This window comes from Malacoplasma muris, from assembly GCF_046774425.1.
Taxonomy (GTDB): domain Bacteria; phylum Bacillota_I; class Bacilli_A; order Mycoplasmatales; family Mycoplasmoidaceae; genus Malacoplasma; species Malacoplasma muris.
Genome location: NZ_CP177248.1, coordinates 149,921 through 174,080 on the forward strand (window position 1 = coordinate 149,921; position 24,160 = coordinate 174,080).

Consider the following 24,160-nt stretch of genomic DNA (forward strand, 5'->3'; position numbering starts at 1 on the left):
TTTCACAATTAATTTAATTAATATTTGTTTAAGTTTCTTGCTCATATGTTACAATCACAACATATAGAATACAATTAACAAATTAATTATTTAAGGGATTAATATGCTAAATTCTCCTATAAAAACTATAACTAATAATAGAAAATGAAGAACATATTCTAAAATAAATTTAGGTTATTCTGATGAAATAAAGTATCATGTAATCAATTATAAGAATGAAGAATACCTTATAAAAATTGGTTCTTATAATAATTTTCCAAGAAAACAATTGGTTTATAGATTGTTAAAAAAAATCTCTAATTTGCCTTTTAAAAAGCCTCAAAATTTTGATTATGGTTATTTTAATGAAAAAAACAATGTTTTTAGTATACAATCTTGGATTGATGGGGAAGTTCTAAAGGACAAGATCAATTTGTTGCCACAAACAACAAAATATATGTTAGGAAAAATTGCTGGAAGTAGTCTAAATATGATACATAAAATAAAATTAGATGAAAAAGATTGTGTTCCTATTAATTTAATTAGAAGAAGAAGAGCAAAAAAAATGCTTTTATATATGAATTCTAAAATGAAAACAGGTTATGATAACATTTTAATTAATTTTATAAATGATAATATTAATAAGATTAATGATTTTGTACCTTGTTACATTCATCATGATTTTCATTTAAATAATATGATTATTGATAAGGATTTGAAATTTGGAATAATTGATTTTGATAAAGCTACTGTGGAAGATCCTATTTTAGATTTAGTTAAAATACAAATGTATGATGTTGACATAAGTTATGAATTTTGTCTAGGTGTATTAAATGGTTATTTTGATAAAAATATTCCTAACACTTTTTGATTAAAATATGCTGTGTTAACTGCATACAATTGCTTATCATTATCTCTATGAGCTAATAGTAAAGGATTAAGTGAAATTCTAAAAGTGAATAGAATTGTTAAAGGTGTTCTAAAACAATATGATAATTTTAACAATTTTATTCCACATTGATACTATAGACTTGCAATTAAACCAAATGCAGAACAATTTAAATTTAATAAGGAATTTAAAATTGATATAACAGAAGATTAAATATATTTAGGAGAATTAATGGAATTTAGAAATATTACAATAAAAGGTGATAATAATACATTTAATAAATCGATTTTTTCAAAAGATTTTAATCAAGATGAAAATGGATATACATGATTAAACCCTAAGGCTATTAAATTAGTGGATAGCAAGTATACTTCTTTTGAAATGTCATGAGATCCAATACCAGGTGCTGAATCATATGTATTGTTGCTTGTTGATTATGATGCTAATAAAATTTTTGGTTTTCCATTTTTACACTGATCTGTTGCAAATATTAGTACTACTACATTAGAAGCAAGTGCAAACTTAAATAATAAGGAAATTGTGCAAGGATTAAATAGTAGTGTTCCTAAAATGAATGATAATCAAAAAGGAATTTATTATGAAGTTTTGCCAAGTGGTTATAGAAGTGCGAGCTTTGATGACTCAATTGGATTTTATCCTATGCTTTCCAGAGAAAAACCTCATATGTTTTTACTAACAATTATAGGTGTTAGTAGCAAAGAAATTGATATTGATCCAGGATTTTTTCTAGGTGACTTATCTTTAAAAATTCAAAAATATATTGTTGGTGTTCATTATAAATCTTTTTGGTTTAAAGGGAACTAGTTATGTATAAGAATATAAAATGAAGAGTGGGAAATAGAGATGAAATATATTCTCCTGCAATTGATTCAAGAGGATATTTATCAAATAAATATGGTATAAATTCATGTAATAAAAATATTACAAAATTTCCTAGTCACTCATTTCCTTTATGATGAAAAAAGATTAGTGGTGCAAAATCATATGCATTAGTTATGGAATCATATGATAGTAATAAATTGATTGGTTCACAATATATACATTGGATTGTTGTGAATATAAAAGAAAATGAATTGTATGATGACCAATCATTATTGGATTTTGTTAAATGAAAAAATAAAAAAAGTAAAAACTTTACAAAAGATATTTTGTGACAAGGACATAATTCTACAACTGAATATTACTTTGACCAAAATGATAAAAAAGAAAAACTTAAAAATAATTTACCAAAATCTTTGTTAGCAGACAATTGGGAAGATTCATGTATTTATGTTGGTCCTATTTCTCCATTTGTTGAAACACATTATTTAGTAACTGTGTTTGGGCTTGATGTTGATGCAGACAAATTAGAATACATTGAATCATTTGAACCATTGGTTAAATCAAAATTAAATAAACCATTTTATATTGGTGACATGCTTCAGTCTATTATGAATCATGTTGTTGGATCTTGAACACTTTGTTTTAAATACAAAAATGATTCTTCTAATTCATTGGAAAATAACAAATACTGTAAAGATTTGAATATTAAATTAAAAAAATAGACTAAATAATTTAGTCTATTTTTTTTTTTTTTTTGAATTCATTAGTTGTTATTATAGTGTTCTACAAATTCATCACCAATACTATATTTTTCTGTTATTTCTAATATTCCTGTTGATACTATGTCTTTATTAAAAAGTTCTTTTTCGCTGCATAGCATACCAAAAGAATCAAAACCTTGCAATTTACCTTTATTAATTACCATTCCATTTGGCATAATTGTTCCTATTTGAGCAACTACAACTTTCATATTATTTTTTACATTTTTTGCACCACAAACTATTTGTAAAGTTTGGTTGCCAATATTAACTTTGCAAACATGTAAATGTGTATTTGGTATGTCTTTAACTTCAACAATTTCACCTATAATAAATTTTTTATTATCATACTCATCTAGATTTATATTTGTTACTTTTAAAATGAAGTTTTTTATTTGATTATCATAGTTCAAATATCCTTCATTTATGTCTATGAAATTACTTACATTTTTGATTGCAATAGAATGCACCTTATCATTATCAAAATTAATCAAAAATGAATTATTTTTAATTGATCTAGATATATTTGTTGATGAATTAACCTTTACAGTTAAAATATCATTTAAACCTTTTTTATTATAAAAAATATTTATCATATTATTTTCCTTTTTTAAATTCTTTATATTTCAAATCAATAATCTTTTTTAATTCACTAACTAATTCATCTTCATTAACTGTCTTAATAACTTTACCTTTTTCAAAAATTATTCCACTGCCATTTCCACCAGCAATTCCAATATCTGCTTCTTTTGCTTCTCCTGGTCCATTGACAGCACATCCAAGTATTGCAATTTTCAATGGAAATTTCATTTCTTTAGTGTAATCTTCAATTTCTTGAACAACAGGTTCTAATTTAAAATTTAATCTTCCACAAGTTGGACAAGAGATTACATCAACTAAATTGTCATATAATCCAAATGTATTTAAAAGTTTTTTACATACTTTTATTTCACTTATCGGATTACCAGTTAATGAAATTCTAATTGTATTTCCAATACCATTATATAGTAAGACTCCTAAGCCAGCAGATGATTTAATTGTTCCATTAAATAAAGAACCAGCTTCTGTTATTCCAATATGTAGTGGATATTTAAAAATTTTAGATGCTAATTTATATGATTCTATTGCTAGTAATGGGTCTGTTGCTTTTAAGGAAATAACAATATTTTTAAATCCATGTAGTTCAAATACATCAATATATCTTTTAGCAGCAATTATCATTGATTTAGCACTAACACCAAATTTTTTAACTAAATCAATTGGCAATGAACCACTATTAACTCCAACTCTTATTGGAATATTTTTGCTATTTGCCTTTGTAATGATTTTTTGTAAATCTTCTTTGTTTTTTATATTTCCTGGGTTTAATCTAATTTTTGCAACACCATTATCTATGGCTTTTATAGCAAGCATTGGATTGAAATGTATATCTGCTATTATAGGACATGGAGAATTATCAACAATATATTTTAGTGCATTTGCATCGTTATCATCAAGAACAGCAACCCTTACAAGTTCACAACCTTCTTCTACTAATTGTTTGATTTGTTTTATTGTAGATTCTAGATCATTTGTTTTTGTAGTTGTCATAGATTGGATTACTACTTTATTATTCCCACCAATTTGTATATCCTTAACAAAAATAGGTACTGTTTGTTCTCTAATTGTTTTCATAATTTTCCTCAATAATATAAATTATATTAAAGTAGTTAAATAAATAATAAAATACTTGTAACTATTGATTACAAGTATTTAATTTATATTTTTATTTTATAAAACTTTTTGTATCTTGAGCTATCTTCAATTCTTCATTAGTTCTAACAGCATAAACTTTTATTGGAGAAAATAAGCCACTAATTTTTTTATAGTCATCATATTTTAATTTGTTTTTTGAAGCATTAACACTGATTTTTTTGACAAATATTTTTTTACAAATAATGTTTCTTACTATGTCATCATTTTCACCAATACCACCAGTAAATACAATTCCGTCAATCTTATTTTCTAAATGGTTTAAATATACACTAATAGTGTTTGCAACTTTTTGAGCAAATATATCTCTTGCGAATTCAAATTCATTACCTGGCAATACATTTGCATTAATATCTCTAAAATCAGAACTTCCACATATTGCTTTTAAACCTGATTCTTTGTTATAAGAATTAAAAACTGCAGTAGCAGAGTTTTTTTCTTGGTTTATTAAATAATCTGCAATTGAAGGATCAATATCACCACAACGTGTTCCCATTATCAATCCTGCCATAGGAGTGAATCCCATAGTTGTATCAAATGATTTTCCATTTTTAATACAACATATACTTGCACCATTTCCCAAATGACAAACTATTAAATTTAATGGTCTACCTTTTTTAATTATTGATTCCATTTTTTCGTATATATATCTGTATGATGTTCCATGGAAACCATATTTTTTTATTTTAAATGAATCAACTCATTTCTTTGGGATAGGATAGTAATTATTTAATTTTGGAATAGTTGTATGGAATGAAGTATCAAAGACAGCAACTGGTTTAGAATTAGGTATTTTTTTGTTAATAATTTTAATAACTTCTAATTCTGGTTTGTTATGTAAAGGGGCAAGTTTAATACATTTTTCTATTTCTGCTAAAACTTTTGTGTCTATTAAACTTGATTGACTTATCTCTCCTCCTTGAACAACTCTATGACCCACTCCAATAATTTCATTTAAATTATTTACAATTTTTAAATCAACTAATTTTTTTAAACAATAATCTATTGCCACTTCATGACTACTAAAATTTGTTTTTTCTTCAAATTTTTCAAGTTTATCATTTACTTGATAAGATATTTTAAATAATCCATCAATTTCTATTCTTTCACACAATGCAGAAGCAATTTCGACTAAATTGTTTTCAGAGTATAATCTAAATTTAATTGAACTTGAACCAGCATTAACTACTAATATATAATTCATAAATTCCTCACTTAATATAAAATAATTCAAATATATTTTAACAAATTTTTAAATATAACAATTTGCTTTTATAAAATAAACACCAAAAATATATATAAATAGATATAAATTTCTATTTTTTTAAATGAAAATTTCTAATTTTATATAAAACTTTACGTATATATAATTGGGAGGTAAAAATGATAGAAAAATATAAATTATCTAAAAAAGATAAAAAAATTATTTTTGGTGGAAGTAAAAATACTCAATCTAATAATTTTTGAAATAATTCTATTGGATTTGGAATAATTGGTTCTACTGTTCTTTCTATTCTGCAATTTATTTTCACAATAGTAACATCATTTGTATCAAATGATGAATCTAATCAGAAGACAAGTAATTATTCGCCAAATTATTCAAAGTCAAAAATTAGTTATAGACTGTCAAAATATCCATCTAAATCAAATATATTTATGTAAAAAAATGTTTTTTGTTTTTCACGATCCTTAAATAAAATATATGTTAAAAAAGATGCTTATTGAGCATCTTTTTTAAATTATCTTAATTAAAATGTTTTCATATTTAAAATACATATCATTTACAAGTTTTCTAATAACATTAAAATTGTTTATTTTTAATTTGAATGTTGTTAATTTGCTATGATTGTTTAATTTAATTGTTTGTAAATATACTATTTCAATTCCCATACTTGTTATAAGATGAATGATTGAATTAATTTTAATAAATGTTGAATCATATGTAACACTTAATGAACAATAATACATTCTTGAAAATTCTTTTAGTTTTTCATTGTCTCAATCAAGTACATATCTTTTTGTGTAATTTTCAACATTTGGACAATTAAACTTATGAACATATAAAACTGACTTTTCTAAACATCCAATTATTTGTAAGCCAGGTACTTTTGAACAACAATCTGGAAATTTAATTTTTTTATAGTGAATTATATTTTTGTCAATTATATTAAATGCAGATAAACTTGTTTTTTCTTTTGCATCTAACAATTTTGAATAATATTTTTTTCATTTTTGTTTTTTACTAAAAAATCCATACAGTGTTTCTTGATCAATGTTTATATTTTTTTGATAAAAATTTAGATATTCAGTTAAATAGTTAAAATTTAAAAATTTTATTCTTTTTTTAATTTCACTTGCACTTTCTATATCATTTTTTAAATACTCTCTAATTTTTGAAATAATTTCAGTTTCCTTTGTAAGAGAATCACTATTTGATATTTCATTTATATAATTTTTAGCTTCATTTGTTGTTACATAATTATATCAATCGTTATTTACTTCAAGTTTGTTAGAATACTCAATTGTAAAAATGTCATTTTTAATTGGGTTATATGTTAAAGGGACTCTAACATTATCTTTTAATATATTTTTTACATAACCAATTTTTTCTTTATTATATCTATATGCTAAATCTAATACAGTAGAATTTTCAGTAACAACATATCACTTATTATTGTTTAAAAGAAGAACATCAAAAATTTTAATTCTAGAGATATTTTTTATTCTTTGAGCTGTTATTTCATTTTCATCAATGACATCTTTTAACAAAGAGTCTGTTACAAGTTCGTCTGATCCCTCATTATCTTTATAAATTCAATGAGCTGCAACTCCATAATTTGCAACATTATCCATAACTAAATTACGTATTTGTATTTCAATTAACATTTTATTATATGCAATAGTTGTATGAAGTGATTGATATAAATTTAATTTTGGTGATGATATATAATCTTTGAATGTTTGTGGTAAAAAAGTGAAATTTATATGCGCAAGTCCCAATATTTGATAACATTTAATTACATCATAATTTCCTATAATTCTAATAGCATAAATATCATGGATATTTATAGGATCCATACCTTTTTGTATTTTTTTATAAGTTGAATAAATTCCTTTTATTCTTTCTAGTACATATGCATCTATATTATTTTTTTTAAGAATATTTTCAAATTCTATTTTAAATTTGTTTATATTATCTTTATTAGAATCAATAAAAGTGTCAATTTTCTTTTTTGTTTCATCATAGTTTTCAGGATCTAATACAGCAAAAGATAAATCCAATAGCATTGATTTTTGTTGATACATGCCTAATCTTCCTGCTACATTAGCATATATATGAAATGTTTCATTAGCTATTCTTTTTTGTTTTTCTTTTTTTAAATGGTGAATTGTAGACATATTATGCATTCTGTCTGCTAGTTTGACCATTACAGGTCTAAGGTCTTTAGAAACTGACATAATAACTCTAATTAGATATTCATTGTTAGTATTTTCATAATTTTCTCTAGATCTATTTTCTTCTGATAGTTTAGAAACTTTTGTAACTGCTTTTACCATTTCAGTAATATTATTGCCAAACTTTGATGTTAATTCTTCCTCTGTTGTTTCTGTGTCTTCAAGTACATCATGCAGCAGACCTGTTATTATTGTTGGGGTATCCATTTTTCATTCAACCAAATAAATTGCTGTTTCTAGTGGATGAATAATATAAGGTTCTCCACTTCTTCTTAGTTGGCTGCCGTGCTTTCTTAAGGCAAATTCATAAGCTTTTTTTATTCCTTTTTTCTCTTCATTATTAAATTTCATCTTTGTTAATGCATTTGATAAAACAGCATATCTTTTATTTAAATTAGTATTCATAGCACACCTTAGTACATTATTTTAGTAATTTTTTAGTCACTACAAGATTATATATATTATTATTAAACATTTTTAAAATTATGTTTATTGTATTTACAATTGTGTAATGTTGTATAATAATATGGTATTATGCAATTTAAAAAGAATCAAAATAAAATATATAAATTTCTGTTAATAACATTTTTATTCATAGCTTCTATTGTTGCTATGGTTTTTGGTTCTATTAATATTGGCAAAAACAACACACAAAAAGGTTCTTTTGGTGATAGCTTCTTTATGTCATTTCAATTAGACATAAGTAATGCTAATAGCAAAGAAGAACAAATTAGTATGTTAAAAAGTTCTTCTGAATCTTTTACTAATTGATTGTTATCACAAAATGTCAATGTGAAATCAGTTGAATATGAGTTAAAAGAAGGAACTGATATAAAATCAAATCTTGGTTATATTTACACTGAAAGATTAAATGTGAGTACTATTGAATATCAAGGAGAAAAAAAAGTTAATCAAAATCCAACTTTTATTGCCTTAGATTCATATAATAGTTCTAGATTAGAAATACAACAATATAATCCTGAAGGAACAGACACTAAAATTCCAAAAACATTGGGTTCTTATACAAATAATAATTTAATGTATTCAAGTGTTATTACACAAGATTATATAGATTTAAATACTGTTGCAAAAGACAGTCGTTCAAAATTAGCTACAAATAATGCTACAACAAATTATGGTGTTACTTTTAATATAAAGAATTCAGATCCTTTATCAATTGATAAGTTTAATGAACAAAAAGAAGCTTCTTCAACAACAAAACTAGAATGAATTGTTTTTCAAGATATTGATGGTCTTGTATCAAAATTGAGATATGCAAAATATTTGGGTTTAAGAGTGAAGAATAATCCAACAGAAAATGAATTATTTAATTTTAATACTCTTCCTACAGAATATCAAACTTGAGCATCTGCTGCTTCAACTGGCACTGGATCAAATGACCCTATTACAAGAGATAATCTTTTATACTATTACAAAATGGCTGCTTCAAGTTCTAGTAGTGAATCAAGTTCAACTACAAGAGCAAGTGCTGAAGCTAATGGTGATTCATCATTAAAAACTATTGTTGATAAAAATATATTGGGAACAATTACTTATGACAATTATAATGATTGGTTTCCAGATTCTGCTGTTATTGGTAGTAATAAAGATGATGGAAGTACAGATAATGGAGATTCAAACAACAATAATAATGAAAAATCATTAAATAATAATACTGTTTCACCAAGAGCTGGTGGAACACCACTTATTACAAAAATTAGTTTGCAATCTTCAACAACTGAACAACAACAAACAGATTTAATTAATAGATTAAAAACTATGGTTGTTAGTGCACCTTTATACATTAATAATGCTTTAACAGCAAGACAATATCCATTTTCTGGAAGTGCTTGAATTAATAAGTCATTCTTAAATTCTGGTACAGTTGGTTTAGATGCATATGAATCAACTATGTTATCACTGGGAATTGTTGTTATTATGATTGCAATAATTGTTTCAGTTTTATATAGAATACCTGGTATATTTGGAGCATTTGCAATTATTGCATCTTCAGTCTTTTCTGCTTCATTGTTGGTTGTTTTAAATATTAATTTTTCTATATCAACCATTGTTGGATTATTAGTTGGAATATTGTGCTGTACAATGTCAGTCTGTCTGTTTGTTGAGCGGATGAGAAAATCATTTAAAGATAGGCATTCAGTTTTTGATTCATTAATGAATACTTTCAAAAAATCATTATTTACTATCATTGATATTAATGTTTTACCATTACTTTTAGGTTTAGGACTTGTGTTTGTTGGTAAGGGTGAAATTATTGATTTTGGTTTAGTATTAATATTGGTTTCTTTAGTTACAATTGCATCAGTAGCAATTTATTATATATTGCCAAATTTTTTAATTAGAGATAACACATGATTATGAAATCCAAAATTATATTTATGATTTAATAGTAATAAAAATTATTCATATAATTTTGAAAAGATTAATAAATTTGGAATTAAATATAAAAAAATTATTTTTCCAACATTTATTACTATTGCATTTTTATTATTTTTAATTGGTTTAATACTTGTTCTTACAACAGGTGTGCATAATTCTTCATATTATAATATTGCAACAACAGTTTTAATTAATACTAATGTTGCTAATGGAGTTACTGGTGATATTGCTCATAACCCAGATTATGTACTAAGTTTATTGCCTGGTGGGAAATGAGAATATATTGGTGTAAGTAATGGAGTTTATAATTTCAGAGTTACAGGAAATATTTCTGCAAATGATATTTATGCAAGTTTGGCTAGTATTGTAAATCAACATGCAGTTTCAGTTTTAATCAATGATCCTTTATATGCAATTAATACTTCTTTATCAGGACTATATGCAATATTGCTAGGTTATGGATTTATTGCAGTTTATGCAGTATTTAGACTGAATTTATTATCAGTATTGCCTTGATTTATTGTTAGTTGTTTAGGTGCATTAGCTCCAATATCAATAATTTATTTAGTATGAATACCAATTGATTCATTATTTATCTACTCTTGTATTTTTATTTCTATTGTTTCAGCTCTAACAAGTTTTATGTATATATCTATTACAAAAACTCGTTTCAATAAGAGACAAATATCAAAAGTGGATGAATTAACAAGTTTCATTTCATTAAATATTATCAATATTAAAAACTTAGTTATAATTTTTGCTTTTGTTATATTAATATTCTCTTTAGTTTTTATTGGTTTTGGATCATATTCTATGATGTGACTATTTGTGTATATTTTAATAGGAAGTGTACTTTCAATAATATTCAATTACATATTAATTCCATTTATGTATTTTATAAGTTTATACGTTAGACAAAGATATGTGAAAAATATTGTTGCAAATGTTGATAAGAGAATTAATCTTAAACAAGATGATGATGTTGATGAAGAATTAATAGAAGGAATTAATAAGTTTCATTAGGATATATTTATGAAAATAAGTGATATAGAAAATGCAATTGTAAGTATTAATGATTTTCCAAAAAAAGGAATAGTTTTTAGAGATATTACACCTTTGTTTCTAGATCCTATAAAAATTAATTTTATTATTGATGAAATGGCTAAATTATTACAATCAATTGATTTTGATGTAATTGTTGCTCCTGAATCAAGAGGTTATTTGTTTGCTGTTCCATTAGCTTTAAAATTGAACAAGCCATTTGTCATGGTTAGAAAGCCAAATAAATTACCAAGAGCTAAATTATCAATTGATTATGAATTAGAATATGGTCATAATATTCTTGAAATTCATAAGAATGATATTAAACCAAATTCAAAGGTTTTAATTGTTGATGATTTACTTGCAACTGGGGGAACATCATGTGCTATTCAGGAAATGATAAAACAACTTGATAGTTTGGTTGTTGCACACATGTATTTAATTGAACTTGAAGGATTAATTAAAGATCAGAGATTAATTGGAAAAGTTTATTCATTAATAAAGTTTAAATAAAAGATGGGAAACCATCTTTTTTATATAAAGTTGTTTTATTTTAAAAAACTTATCTTTTTTATAATAAGTGATATAACATATAATATTATGTTAATGATTAATAAGGAGAAGATTTATGAGTAAGTTAGAAATTGGAAATGATAAAAATCTTGAGGAATTAACAAAACAAACACAAGTAGCGATTGTTAAATTTGGTGCTACATGATGTGGTCCTTGTAAAATGATTGCTCCTGAACTTGAAGATATTGCAAACAATTATGGCCATATTACAATTGTTGATGTTGATATTGATAATTCAGAAGCTGAACAAATAGTTGCTCAATATAATGTACAAATGGTTCCAACTGTTGTATTTTTTAGAAAAGGCAAAGAAGTAGAAAGATTTGTAGGTTATAAACCAAAAGATTTTATTCTAGACATTATAAAAAAGTATGAAAATTAATAAAATAAACTGGTGTTTTAATACATCAGTTTATTTTATTATTACAATTTATTTAAATTAACTATAATCATATTTATAAATTCTATTGCTTCAATTGATAATCTTTTTTGCCACTTATAACATATAATTTATAATGTCAAAAATCTTAAATAATTAATTGATGTTTTGGAGTTGTGAATGATATTTTTAAAAAAGTTTGAAGCAAAAGGTTTTAAATCATTTGCTGATATGACTAAACTAAATTTTGATAGTGCAATGATTGGTATTGTTGGTCCAAATGGTTCTGGTAAATCAAATGTAATAGATGCAATAAAATGAGTGTTGGGGGAAAAATCTATAAAATCATTACGTGGTAAAAAAAGTGATGATATTATTTTTCATGGATCTAATTCTAAACCAAAAAGTGAATTCGCAGAGGTTACTTTAACTTTTGACAATACATCAAGAGTATTGCATATAGATCTTGATGAAGTTGCTGTTACAAGAAGATTATATAGAGGTGATGGAAATAATGACTATTTTATTAATGGAGAACAAGTTAGATTAAAAGACTTGTTAGATGTTTTTGTAGACACTGGTTTATCAAAAGGATCATTGGGAATTATTTCACAAGGTACAATTAACTGATTTGCAGATAGTAAACCAGAAGATAGAAGAACAATATTTGAAGAAGCAGCTGGAATTGGTTTATATATTAGAAGAAAAGAAGAAACACTAAGACAACTTGAACGTACTCAAACTAATTTAGATAGACTGACAGATATAACAAAAGAGTTGCAAAGAGACATTAAAAAACTTGAAGTTCAAGCATCTAAAGTAAAAGAATATAAAGAAAAAAAAGAAGAATTAACAAAACTTGAAATATCAATTATTGTAAAAGATGTTGTTGCTGCAAATAAAGAATTAGATTATGTTTCTAAAATGTTAAATGAATCAAGAAATTCAAATATAACTTTAGAACCAAAATTAAATGCTCTTATTGAAGAATTGATAATATACAAAGATAAGTTAGAACAATCTGATATAAAAGTATCAAAATTTTCTTTTGAATTAAATGAAATTATTAACAAAATTAATAAGTTAGAAATTGAAAAGTCAATTATAGATAATGATTTAAAATTAGACATAAATTCTAGTGATTATTCTTCAAAAGTAGATGCACTATATGAAATTATAGTTAATTTAGATAAAGAAATTAATTCAAAAAAAATAATTTTAGATAGAAATAAAAATGAATTTGAAATATTCAACAATCAATTAGTAGAATTAGATATAAATAGAAATGATTTTACAAATAGTATTTATGATTTAACAACAAAAAATGTTACTAATAAAACTAATTTAACTCATTTAGAAGACACATTAAGAAATAAACCTAATCATGATGGTGGATCTAAAGCTATATTAAATAATAAAGATGCTTTAACTGGAATTTTAGGTTCTGTAATGGATTTTATAAAATGTGATCCTGAGCATGCTCAAGCAATAACAATAGCATTAGGAAAAAATGTTCAAAATATAGTAGTTAATACAATAAGAGATGCAAGAAGATGTATTGATTTTTTGGTAAATAATAAAGCTGGTGTTACTACATTTATGCCAGTGTATGAAATGAAGCCAAAATTAATTAAGCCAGAGCATTTAGAAATTATGCAACATATTGATGGGTTTGTGGGTGTTGCTTCAAATTTGATATTAAAACTTGAAAAAAAGATACAACCTGTTATAGATTCAATTTTAGGTAGAATAGTAATAGCAACTACATTAGAGGCAGCAAGTGAGATTTCAAAATATACTTTTTCTTTATATAAAATCATTACATTAGATGGTCAAATTATAAATCCACAAGGTTCTATTACTGGTGGTTATACTAAATTGGCAAATGATGGATTTATAGGTTTAGAAACAAGAATTAAAGAAGTAAAAAAAGTTATTGAATCAGAAGAAGCACAAATCAATAAACTAAGAATAAAGTTAAAAGAAAATGATTTAGCTTCAATGGAACTTAGAAATAAAATTGCTGAAAGAAAAGCTAATATTTTTAAGTTTGATGATCAAATAAAAAATTTAGAAACTGAGATGATAAAGTATAAATTAGAATATGAAAAACTTTCTAAAAAAGCATATGAGCCATTAGAAGGAAATAAAAGTGAATTTACTTTGATAAATGAAAAATTAAACCTATTATTAAATACAAAAGAAAAAGTTGAAAATGATTTGTATGCTAATCAGAATAATAAAAAGCTTTTAAAGAAAAAAATATATGAGATCGAAGAAACTATAGACTTAACAAGAAAAGCAATAGACAAAAACAAAGATATTATTCTTGAATTTGATAAGAAAGAACTAAAAAATATAAATATTATTGATAATGCAAAAAATAAATTAAATGATACATATAAAATGACAATAGAAACTGCTATTGAATCATATAGTGAACCTTTGACAATTTCTGATAATGTTGCAAGACAAAAGATAGAAAAATTAAATAAAGAAATTGGTTATATGGGCAATATGAATATGGATGCAATTAATGAATTAAAAGAAAAATCTGAGCGTTATGACAAAATGAAAGCTGAAGAATTAGAAATTGCAGAGGCAAAAGATGATTTATTAAATTCTATTTCAGAACTTGATAAAAAAGCTCATGAAGATTTTTCAAATACAATAAATAAAATTAATGAAGAATTGCCAAAAACATTTAAATACTTATTTGGTGGAGGAGATTGTAGAATTGAGTACACAGATCCCAATAATATTCTAACTTCAGGAATTGAAGTAAAAGCATGTCCACCAGGAAAACACATTAATTCATTATTTGCATTATCAGGTGGAGAAAAGACTTTAGTTGCTTTATCTGTTTTATTCTCCATATTAAAAATTAGTTCATTTCCATTAGTTATTTTAGATGAAGGTGAATCAGCATTAGATCCTTCTAATGTAGAGAGATTTGCTAATATTATTCATGCATTTAGTAATGAAACACAATTTTTAGTTATTACACATCGTCCATTAACAATGGAAAAATGTGATAAGTTATATGGTGCAACAATGTTAACTAAAGGTGTAACTACTATGATTCATGTCACATTATCAGATGCAATTAAAAATTATGCAAATGATAAACCGGATGCTGAATAAAAATAATATATTATTGTTTGGAGAAAAATATGGGTTTTTGGAAAAAGTTAGTTGACAAAATAAAGGGAAAAAAATCTCTTTCAGAAAAAATAGAGGAAAAAAACATTGAAAATAAAGCCAATGTCTATATAAATCAAGAAGTTCAATCACAAAAGAAATTTGATGATGGATTAAAAAAGTCTTCTTCGAATTTATCAAAAGCTATTGCTGAAATTTCTAAAAAATATAAAGAAATTGATGAATCTTTGTATGAGAGTATAGAAGAAATATTAATTTCTTATGATGTTGGTGTTATTGCAACTACCAAAATATTGGATGCAATAAAAGATGAAATTAATTTTCAAAATGTAAAAGACCCAAAATTAATTAGAGAAATTATTGTAGATAAATTATTTACATATTATATTCAAGATACTAATGTAAACACTTTTTTTAATGTTCAAAATAATAGAACAAATGTAATATTGGTTACAGGAGTAAATGGCGTTGGAAAAACAACATCAATTGCAAAAATAGCAAATAAGTTTAAAAAAGAAAAGAAAAAAATTCTTTTAGTTGCTGGTGATACATTTAGAGCTGGTGCAATTGAGCAGTTAAAGATATGAGCTGAAAAATTATCTGTTGATATTGTCATTCCAGACAAGCAAGGCCTTAGTCCTGACGCTGTTATTTATAAAGGTTTAGATAAGGGTTATAAAGAAAAATATGATGTAATATTGTGTGATACATCTGGAAGACTAAATAATAAAATCAATCTAATGAAAGAACTTGAAAAAATTAATAATAATATTAAAAAATTTGATCCAAATGCACCACATGAAGTATTATTGGTGTTAGATGCAACTACTGGACAATCAGGTATTAATCAAGCAAAAGCTTTTAAAGAAATCACTAATGTTAGTGGAATAATTTTAGCAAAAATGGATGGTACTTCAAAAGGTGGAATAGTTTTATCAATTAAAGATAATTTCAATATACCAGTTAAATATATTGGTCTTGGAGAAAAGTTAGATGATCTTTCACCTTTTGATTTAGAAAAATTTATTATTGGTATAACTAAGGAAATTAAATTATAATGAAAGATATAGGTAGACTCAGTTTACTGATGGACTTTTATGGATCATTATTAACTGACAAACAATATGATTATCTATATGATTATTATTTTTGTGATTTAACATTTTTAGAAATAGGTAATAAACATTCAATTTCAAAAAATGCAATATATGATAGTATTAAAAAAGCAATTTTAGAACTTGAGCATTATGATTCAAAATTGCACCTTATTAAGTCATATAAAGAAAGAATGAAAATTTATAAAAAAATGAATATAGATAATAAAATATTTAAACAATTATTAAACACTGAGGTTTTTAACCATGGACAAAAACATAAATAATATTATTTTTGGAATCCCAAGTATAATGTCAGAATTTGTTATGACTAATAATAAACATGATGATACTTTTGAGTCATTAGCAAAATTTATTTTATCAATTAATGAAAATGACAAGGATACAAATATTTACTTTATTGTTGATCAAGTTGAAAAATTAGATTCTAGCAATAATTCTTTCTGTGGTAATAATTGTCAAAGAAATAACATAAAGGATTTCTTAAAAAATTACAAAATTAAAATTCGAGAAAATAATATTAAGTTTGTTTTAAAAAAAACATCTTCAAATCAAGTATTAGATGTTGATGCTTCAATCGATGATGTTGTCTATATTGAAGATGAACAAGATATATCACCAGATAACACAGTTGTTATTTTTAGTGATTCAAAGTTTGGTGAAGTAGCTTTTTTAGATGACTTTTTTTGTGTAGCTATATGCTCTGATACATTAAAAATTAATTTTGATTTAAAAGAATTTCAAAAAATATCAAACAAAATAATAAATCTTAGTAAAGAAGAAATTACATTAGATTCATTAAATTATGATTTTTTAACATTTAATGAGTCTCATTAACTTTAGTTGATATTTTTTTCTTTCTAGTGCTATTTAATAATATAATTTATAAAAGATATAAAGGGTAAGTTATGTCAAAATTTAAATCAAAAATTCAAAAAATATCAAATATTGATTATGCAAAAACATTTTATATTGAACAATTATTTGCAGATCCTAAGATGCTTGAAATGCATGCATCAAGAATAAAACAAATATATCCAAAAGCATCTGATGATTTAATCAGAAGTCAAATTGATCAGATTATTATTAAAGAAAATACTTTTAATTTGATTATGCAATATATTGTTAGTAATTTTAAAATTCAGTTTGATCAAAGTGAAGTTAATGCTTTTAAAACAAGATTTGCACAACAATTTAATGAATCAGATCAGAATAAGATTACAGATATTTCAGAAAAATTAATAACTAAAGGATTGGTTTTTGAAGTTATTTCAGCTGAAAAAAATATTAAAGTTGACGATGCACAAGCTAAACAATATTTGGATAATTACTATAAAGCTACAAATAATTCTATAAATGAGTTTTTAAATAATAAAGATAAATTTAGTGAAATAAAAGAAATAATTTTAGAAGAAAAAATTACACAATGATTAATAGATAATTTTAAAGTTTATCTTAATGTTAAAACAATAATCCATAATAATCAAAATAAACAAAATAACTAAAATTTAAACTACCTATTTAATGTAAAGGTAGTTTTTTATTATCAGTATATACACACTTTATAAATAAATTTATGGGGGTATTGTTATTGTTAAATCAAAAAGTTATAATTATACATGTAGGTTAATGACTATATTACAATCATTTCTAGGAGTGATTTATGAACTTAAAAAAACGTATAACACTATTGAGCGCTGCAATAGGTATAACAACTATTATGGTGCCAACAGTTTTTATGTCTGTTAATTCTAATAACAATATTGCTATTAATAACAATGTAGTAGGAATAGGAAATAGAAATGCTGCAGCATATACAAATTATTATTCTCAAGGGAATATGGAAACTATCACAAATTTAAATGGACCAATTTTGTTGAAAGACAATGGTCAAAAAGTTGTTAGTATGGATTGATATGGAAATATTAATTGAGAATATAGTGTATCTGAATTAGACACAACTGATAAGTCAACTAAAATTGTTGATTGAAACTATATGGATTCTCATGATTGACTGTATTTAATTACAGACAAGTCTTTTATCATAAAAATTATTAGTACAACAGGGTCAATTGCTGGTAGATCAAGTAAAACAACAAGTCAAGTTCCAGAAGGCGCTAATAGACTTGCTACAATTTCTTTTAATAATTCTTTATATGTATGAAATTCTACAACTAATAATCCACAAGCTGTACAAATTGATAGAAACACATTAAAAAAAGTTTCACTTGCAACAAATCCAACAGCAACTGGTTATTTAGTTGACATTTTACCAATTGCAGTTGGTTATAATATTGGAGTTTTTTCAAGTGCAGCTGTACAAGATACTACTGCAATTAATGGACACACAATAACTCTTAAATTTATAGATGATAATTTAAATCAAATATCAAGTTCGCCAACTACTACAATAAACTCATCTGATTTAACAACAGGAACAACATATAAAGATTTTGCTACATATTCTTTTCAAAGAAGCACGAATACAACTTCTCCATTAATTCTTGTAGATAAATTTGCATATTCAGTAACTTTAAATAAAACAAGTATGGCAAGTTCTTCTATAACTAAGTTAACTGTTGCAACTGGTAGTACTGCAAATAATAAATGAATTAATTCAGCTTTTATGGATGAAAATGATACAGTGTATTTTAAAACCTTTGGTGAAGCAAATATTTATTCAGTAAGTTATAATAACTCAGTAACTGTACATACAAACTTAGATAGTAATAACAATACTGTGTTGCAAAATATTGTAAAAAATACAGATAATAATGTTCAAATATTTGGAGTAGCAGAATCTGGTAAGGAACAAAATAATCAATTTGGAATGAAAAAATTATATAGTCAAGACTTAATGTTAATTACTTCTAGTGAAAATACTTATATTACAGGAATGAAAAGTAAAAAAGTTGATTCAAGTGATTATTCAACTATTAAACCAAGTATTAGTTTAAAGTCATCATCAATTGATAAATTTATAGCAAATGTGCCATCAATTGTGACTGCTACAGATTTTGTTTCAAATAATGCTGATGCAATAGTTGGTAATAATGTTACATTTAAAGCAAATGATTTAACTGGTGAATTGACAGTTAAAGCTACTTTAACAAAATCTGCTTGATATGATAATAAACAAAAAACAACTTCAATAGTAACTGCAAAATATAATAGTAGTACATCAACAAAACCAAAAAAATTATCAGATTTGGTTAAATGAGCAGAAGATAGAGCTTTTTTTACTCAATTTGAGAAATATACACCTGCTCAATTAGTTGAATCAGATTTAAATAAATGAAAAGGATTAATTGTTACTACTGGTATACAAGAAGGTCCAAATTTTAAAAATTTATCAACTAATGTTGTAATTACAGATAGAAAAGATGCACAAGGGCAAATTACATTACAAGGTGTTGTTTCTTATACAGATAAATTAAATAATTTTGTAAGCTATACTTTACAACCAAGAACATATACTATTGCAAAATCAACTGGTCAATATGCTATTAAATTTTATGGTGCAACAGCAAATGCGACTGGTACAAGACAAACTGAACAACCTAAACCAAATCCAGAAATTAATATAGGTGATGTTAATAATGCAACTGTTAAAGATATGCAAAAATATTTACCTTCAATGATTTCTTGAGATCAGTTACCATTATTTTTAGAAAAAGAAGAGTCATATGTTCCAAGTCATAGAAATATGGTTAGTACATATGATGATAAAACAGGAACATTAACTATAGAATTAACTTATGGAATTATTGATGCTAATACTATTCCAAATAAGTTTATTCAAACTTATACTGGATTTACAACTGAGTCTCAAGCAAATATTAATTGACAAGGTGATCAAGTGAAAGATGATAATCCTATAAAACAAGTTTACAAAGATGAAGACATTAGAGATATTACTACAATTGGTGCTTACAATGATTTAAAAAATACTGTAGCAAATCAAGTTCAAGCTAATCAACTTGGACAAATTTATGACACTAAATTAGCTAGAATGGGATTTGTGCCTACAATTTCAATTGATAAAATGACAGCATCTGATAATGAATATGGTACTTTTGTTGTTACATTGGATTACTCTGGAGATAAAACAGATCCTACAAAACTAAAACAAGCATATAAAAATATGTTTGGTCTTAAGGATTTTAAAATATCTCAAAGATATTCTGGTATGCTGCCAATTGGTGAATTATATGGAATAACATTAGACCAAAATAGTGCTAAAGCAAAAAGAGTTATTGAAAAATATGATGTTGATTCAACAATATCTACTAGTGATATAATTTCTACTTTAGATATCAAAGGATATAAATTAGATCAAGAAAATTCTGCTGATAATGATAGTGTTACTATTCAAAGTTTTACTTGAGACGGTGAAAAATTTGTATTTACTGTTTTTGCTCAAAGTAAAGAATATACCACTGTTTCTACAACAGAGAAATTTACTTTAGATTGAGCTCCTAAATTTAAAGCAATTAGAGAGCGTAACATGATTATTGCAATTGTTGTATCAATTTTAGGTGTTTCAATTGTCTCAACAGCAATTACTTTATATATTCTTAGACGTAATAGAATTAGAAGATTATTGAAATAATAATCTAAAAATCTATCCATTTAGTTGGATAGATTTTTTTTAATATATTTCCTCAATAGTTGCAATTGATATTTTACAAGAATATAATGCATACATATTTAAAACAAATAGATTTTATAATTGGAGGAAAATATGAATTTAAAAAAACAAATTGCTTTATTAAGTGCAACTATTAGTTTAACAACAGTTGCTATACCATCAATTATATTTTTATCAAATACAAATAATATTAATAATTTGGCTAATGATATCAATGAAAAAAATCAAAATAATGTTACAATAGGAACTCAACATTATTATTCTCAAGGTAACTTGTCAACAATTACTAATGTTAATGGTCCAATTGTATTAAAAGATAATGGGTCAAAAATTGTTAATATGGATTGATATGGAAATATTAATTGAGAATATAGTGTATCTGAATTAGATCCTAATGGATCAACAAAAATTGTTAGTTGAAACTATATGGATTCTCATGATTGATTATACTTAATTACAGATACTTCATTCATTGTAAAAATTATTAGTACAACAGGTTCAATTGCTGGTAGAGCAAGTCAATCTGTTAGTGGTGTCCCTACAGGAGCTAATAGACTTGCTACAATTCTATTTAATAATTCTTTATATGTATGAAATTCTACAGAACAAAAACCAACTGCTGTTCAAATTGATAGAAACACATTAAAAAAAGTTGATAGTGTTAATCCAAAAGTGGAAGAGACAGCATATTTAGTTGATATATTACCTATAGCAGTAGGTTATAATATTGGAGTTTTTTCTAATCAAAGTGTTTCTGATACAAGTTCAATAAGTGGACACACAATAACATTAAAATTTATTGATGATAATTTAAAAAAAATAACAAATTCAAATGAAACAACAGTAGCAAGTCTTTCAAGTGGAACAACATATAAAGATTTTGCAACATATTCTTTTCAAAGAAGTAAAAATACAAACTCTCCTTTGATTATTGTTGACAAAAATGCTTATTCAATAAATTTAAATAAAACTGATATGTCAAATTCATCAATTAATTTAATTAACATAGCTAATGGTCAACAAACAAATCAAAATTTAGTTAATTCAGCATTTATGGATGAAAATGATACCATTTATTTTAAAACATATGGTGAATCAAAAATATATTCAATTGATTACAATAATAATTTTGTAATCCATACAGAATTAAATTCATCAAGTAATACAACATTACAAAATATTGTTAAACAAGCAACTAATAATGTTCAAATTTTTGGTGTTGCTGAAACTGGTAAACCAGAAAATATTGAATTTGGTGCAAAAAGATTATATTCACAAGATCTTATGTTAATTACTTCTAGTGAAAATACATATATAACAGGAATGAAAAGTAAAAGAATAGATAGCTCAGATTATTCATCTATAAAACCTGGTATTCAAATTAAGTCAACTTCTCAAGATAGATTTCAATCTAATGTTCCTTCAATTGCAACAGCAAATGATTTTGTGTCAACAAATGCAGACCCTTTAATTGGAAACCAAGTTACTTTCAAAGCAAATGATTTAAAAGGTGAACTAACTGTTAGAGCCATTTTAACAAAAAGTGCTTGATATAATAGTTCTCAAAAAACAACTTCAATTGTTACTGTAACATATAATAGTCAAACAAATCCCAAACCAAAAAAATTAGCTGATTTAGTTAAATGAGCAGATCAAAATAGATTTTATTCTCAATTTGGAAAATATACTCCTGCTCAATTAGTTGAATCAGATTTGAATAAATGATCTGGATTAATTACTACAACAGGTATACAAGAAGGTGCAAATTTTAAAAATCTTAGTACAAATGTAGTAATTATAAGTAGAGATGATACTCAAGGTAAAATTAAATTACAAGGAGTTGTATCTTACACTGATAGATTAAATAATTATGTAAGTTACACACTTAATCAACAAGAATATACTATTTCAAAATCAACTGGTAAATATGCAATTAAGTTTTATGGATCAACAAAAGATGCAATAGGTACTACACAAAATGTTGCATCAAAACCAAATGATTCTATATCAATGGATAATGTTTCAAATGCTGCTGTTAAAGATTTGCAAAAATATTTACCATCAATGATTTCTTGAGATCAATTGCCATTATTTTTAGAAAAAGAAGAATCATATGTGCCAAGTCATAGAAACATGATTAGTACATATGATGATAGTGCTGGTACATTAACAATAGAATTAACTTATGGAATTATTGATGCTAACACTATTCCAAATAAGTTTATTCAAACTTATACAGGATTTACAACTTCTTCTCAAGCTAATATTAATTGACAAGGATCAGATGTTAAAAATAAACCAGTTAATCAAATTTTTCAAGATACTACAATTAAGGATATTACTTCAATAGGTGCATATAATGATTTAAAAAATACTGTAGCAAACCAAGTGCAAGCAAACCAACTTGGACAAATTTATGATACTAAGTTATCAAGAATGGGATATGTTCCAAAAATTTCTATTGAAAAAATGACATCACTTGATAACGAATATGGCTCATTCATTGTTACTCTTGATTATTCTGGAGATAAAACAGATCCTACAAAATTAAAACAAGCATATAAGAATATGTTTGGACTTACAAACTTTAAAATATCTCAAAGATATTCTGGTATGTTACCAATTGGTGAGTTATATGGAATAACATTAGATCCAAATAGTGCTAAGGCAAAAAGAGTTATTCAAAAATATGATGTTGATTCAGCAATATCAACAGATGATATAATTTCTGCTTTGGATATTAAAGGGTATAAATTGAATCAAGAAAATCCAAATAATAATGATAGTGTTACAATTCAAAGTTTTACTTGAGATGGAGAAAAATTTGTATTTACTGTTTTTGCTCAAAGTAAAGAATATTCAAGTGTATCAGAAACAAAGAATTTTACTTTAGATTGAGCTCCTAAATTTAAAGCAATTAGAGAACGTAACATGATTATTGCAATTGTTACTTCAATATTAGGTGTAATAATTGTTTCAACAGCAATTACTCTATATATTTTCAGACGTAATAGAATTAGAAGACTATTGAAATAATAAACTTAAAAATCTATCCTTAGTTTATAGGATAGATTTTTATTTATTTTTGTCAAAAGTTGCATTTGATAATTTATAAAAATATAATCATAAATGTAAAAAAACAAATTTTAATATTTGTTAGGT

18 protein-coding genes are annotated in these 24,160 nt (G+C 24.7%); 14 read left to right on the top strand and 4 right to left on the bottom strand.

Annotated elements, in window-relative coordinates; all coding sequences use genetic code 4:
• Window positions 1–103: 103 nt before the first annotated feature.
• Genes ACLFO7_RS00610 through ACLFO7_RS00620 form a run of 3 tightly spaced genes read left to right on the top strand, consistent with a single transcriptional unit; the run spans window position 104 to window position 2,433 of the window.
• Window positions 104–1,081, top strand: coding sequence for a phosphotransferase (locus tag ACLFO7_RS00610; protein WP_412032415.1), 978 nt, complete (start codon window positions 104–106; stop codon window positions 1,079–1,081).
• An 18-nt stretch (window positions 1,082–1,099) separates the two neighbouring features.
• The gene (locus tag ACLFO7_RS00615; protein ID WP_412032416.1) at window positions 1,100–1,693 is read left to right on the top strand and encodes a hypothetical protein; all 594 of its coding nucleotides are present in this window, start codon (window positions 1,100–1,102) and stop codon (window positions 1,691–1,693) included.
• 2 nt (window positions 1,694–1,695) lie between these two features.
• Window positions 1,696–2,433: a YbhB/YbcL family Raf kinase inhibitor-like protein gene (locus tag ACLFO7_RS00620; RefSeq protein WP_412032417.1), complete on the top strand. Its 738-nt coding sequence runs from the start codon at window positions 1,696–1,698 to the stop codon at window positions 2,431–2,433.
• 41 nt (window positions 2,434–2,474) lie between these two features.
• Here the strand turns inward: ACLFO7_RS00620 and ytpR are convergent, their stop codons facing one another.
• The 3 genes from ytpR to ACLFO7_RS00635 all read right to left on the bottom strand — a co-directional run bounded on the left by ytpR (window position 2,475) and on the right by ACLFO7_RS00635 (window position 5,425).
• Window positions 2,475–3,065: a YtpR family tRNA-binding protein gene (ytpR, locus tag ACLFO7_RS00625; protein ID WP_412032418.1), complete on the bottom strand. Its 591-nt coding sequence runs from the start codon at window positions 3,063–3,065 to the stop codon at window positions 2,475–2,477.
• Between the two features lies 1 nt (window position 3,066).
• Window positions 3,067–4,143, bottom strand: a complete 1,077-nt coding sequence (gene ispG, locus ACLFO7_RS00630; RefSeq protein WP_412032419.1) for a flavodoxin-dependent (E)-4-hydroxy-3-methylbut-2-enyl-diphosphate synthase — start codon at window positions 4,141–4,143, stop codon at window positions 3,067–3,069.
• A gap of 91 nt (window positions 4,144–4,234) precedes the next feature.
• Window positions 4,235–5,425, bottom strand: a complete 1,191-nt coding sequence (locus ACLFO7_RS00635) for an acetate/propionate family kinase (RefSeq protein ID WP_412032420.1) — start codon at window positions 5,423–5,425, stop codon at window positions 4,235–4,237.
• Window positions 5,426–5,604: 179 nt separating this feature from the next.
• Here ACLFO7_RS00635 and ACLFO7_RS00640 point away from each other — a divergent pair, with 179 nt between their 5' ends.
• Complete coding sequence (locus tag ACLFO7_RS00640) at window positions 5,605–5,883, top strand: hypothetical protein (RefSeq protein ID WP_412032421.1); 279 nt, start codon at window positions 5,605–5,607, stop codon at window positions 5,881–5,883.
• Between the two features lie 72 nt (window positions 5,884–5,955).
• On the opposite strand, the gene ACLFO7_RS00645 is transcribed toward ACLFO7_RS00640, so the two are convergent.
• A complete protein-coding gene (locus ACLFO7_RS00645) occupies window positions 5,956–8,082 on the bottom strand; it encodes a RelA/SpoT family protein (RefSeq protein WP_412032422.1) in 2,127 nt (708 codons plus the stop codon).
• A 129-nt stretch (window positions 8,083–8,211) separates the two neighbouring features.
• Between ACLFO7_RS00645 and ACLFO7_RS00650 the strand changes: the two genes are divergently transcribed.
• From ACLFO7_RS00650 to ACLFO7_RS00695, 10 genes are all read left to right on the top strand, one after another.
• Entirely contained in the window at window positions 8,212–11,100 is a 2,889-nt protein-coding gene (locus ACLFO7_RS00650; RefSeq protein ID WP_412032423.1) for a hypothetical protein, read from the top strand.
• Between the two features lie 9 nt (window positions 11,101–11,109).
• Complete coding sequence (locus ACLFO7_RS00655; protein WP_412032424.1) at window positions 11,110–11,631, top strand: adenine phosphoribosyltransferase; 522 nt, start codon at window positions 11,110–11,112, stop codon at window positions 11,629–11,631.
• Between the two features lie 115 nt (window positions 11,632–11,746).
• Window positions 11,747–12,073: a thioredoxin family protein gene (locus tag ACLFO7_RS00660; protein ID WP_412032425.1), complete on the top strand. Its 327-nt coding sequence runs from the start codon at window positions 11,747–11,749 to the stop codon at window positions 12,071–12,073.
• A gap of 177 nt (window positions 12,074–12,250) precedes the next feature.
• Window positions 12,251–15,214: an AAA family ATPase gene (locus tag ACLFO7_RS00665; RefSeq protein ID WP_412032426.1), complete on the top strand. Its 2,964-nt coding sequence runs from the start codon at window positions 12,251–12,253 to the stop codon at window positions 15,212–15,214.
• A 29-nt stretch (window positions 15,215–15,243) separates the two neighbouring features.
• On the top strand, window positions 15,244–16,290 hold the full coding sequence (gene ftsY, locus ACLFO7_RS00670; protein WP_412032427.1) for a signal recognition particle-docking protein FtsY: 1,047 nt from the start codon (window positions 15,244–15,246) through the stop codon (window positions 16,288–16,290).
• Window positions 16,290–16,613, top strand: a complete 324-nt coding sequence (gene ylxM, locus ACLFO7_RS00675; protein ID WP_412032428.1) for a YlxM family DNA-binding protein — start codon at window positions 16,290–16,292, stop codon at window positions 16,611–16,613. Before ftsY ends, ylxM begins: the two co-directional genes overlap by 1 nt.
• Window positions 16,594–17,184, top strand: coding sequence for a hypothetical protein (locus ACLFO7_RS00680; RefSeq protein WP_412032429.1), 591 nt, complete (start codon window positions 16,594–16,596; stop codon window positions 17,182–17,184). Before ylxM ends, ACLFO7_RS00680 begins: the two co-directional genes overlap by 20 nt.
• A 71-nt stretch (window positions 17,185–17,255) precedes the next feature.
• Window positions 17,256–17,852, top strand: a complete 597-nt coding sequence (locus ACLFO7_RS00685) for a hypothetical protein (protein ID WP_412032430.1) — start codon at window positions 17,256–17,258, stop codon at window positions 17,850–17,852.
• Between the two features lie 158 nt (window positions 17,853–18,010).
• Window positions 18,011–20,959 (top strand): hypothetical protein, encoded by a 2,949-nt coding sequence (locus ACLFO7_RS00690; protein ID WP_412032431.1) that lies wholly within the window; start codon window positions 18,011–18,013, stop codon window positions 20,957–20,959.
• Between the two features lie 132 nt (window positions 20,960–21,091).
• The gene (locus ACLFO7_RS00695) at window positions 21,092–24,034 is read left to right on the top strand and encodes an EGFR-like transmembrane domain-containing protein (RefSeq protein WP_412032432.1); all 2,943 of its coding nucleotides are present in this window, start codon (window positions 21,092–21,094) and stop codon (window positions 24,032–24,034) included.
• The last annotated feature ends 126 nt before the right edge of the window (window positions 24,035–24,160 follow it).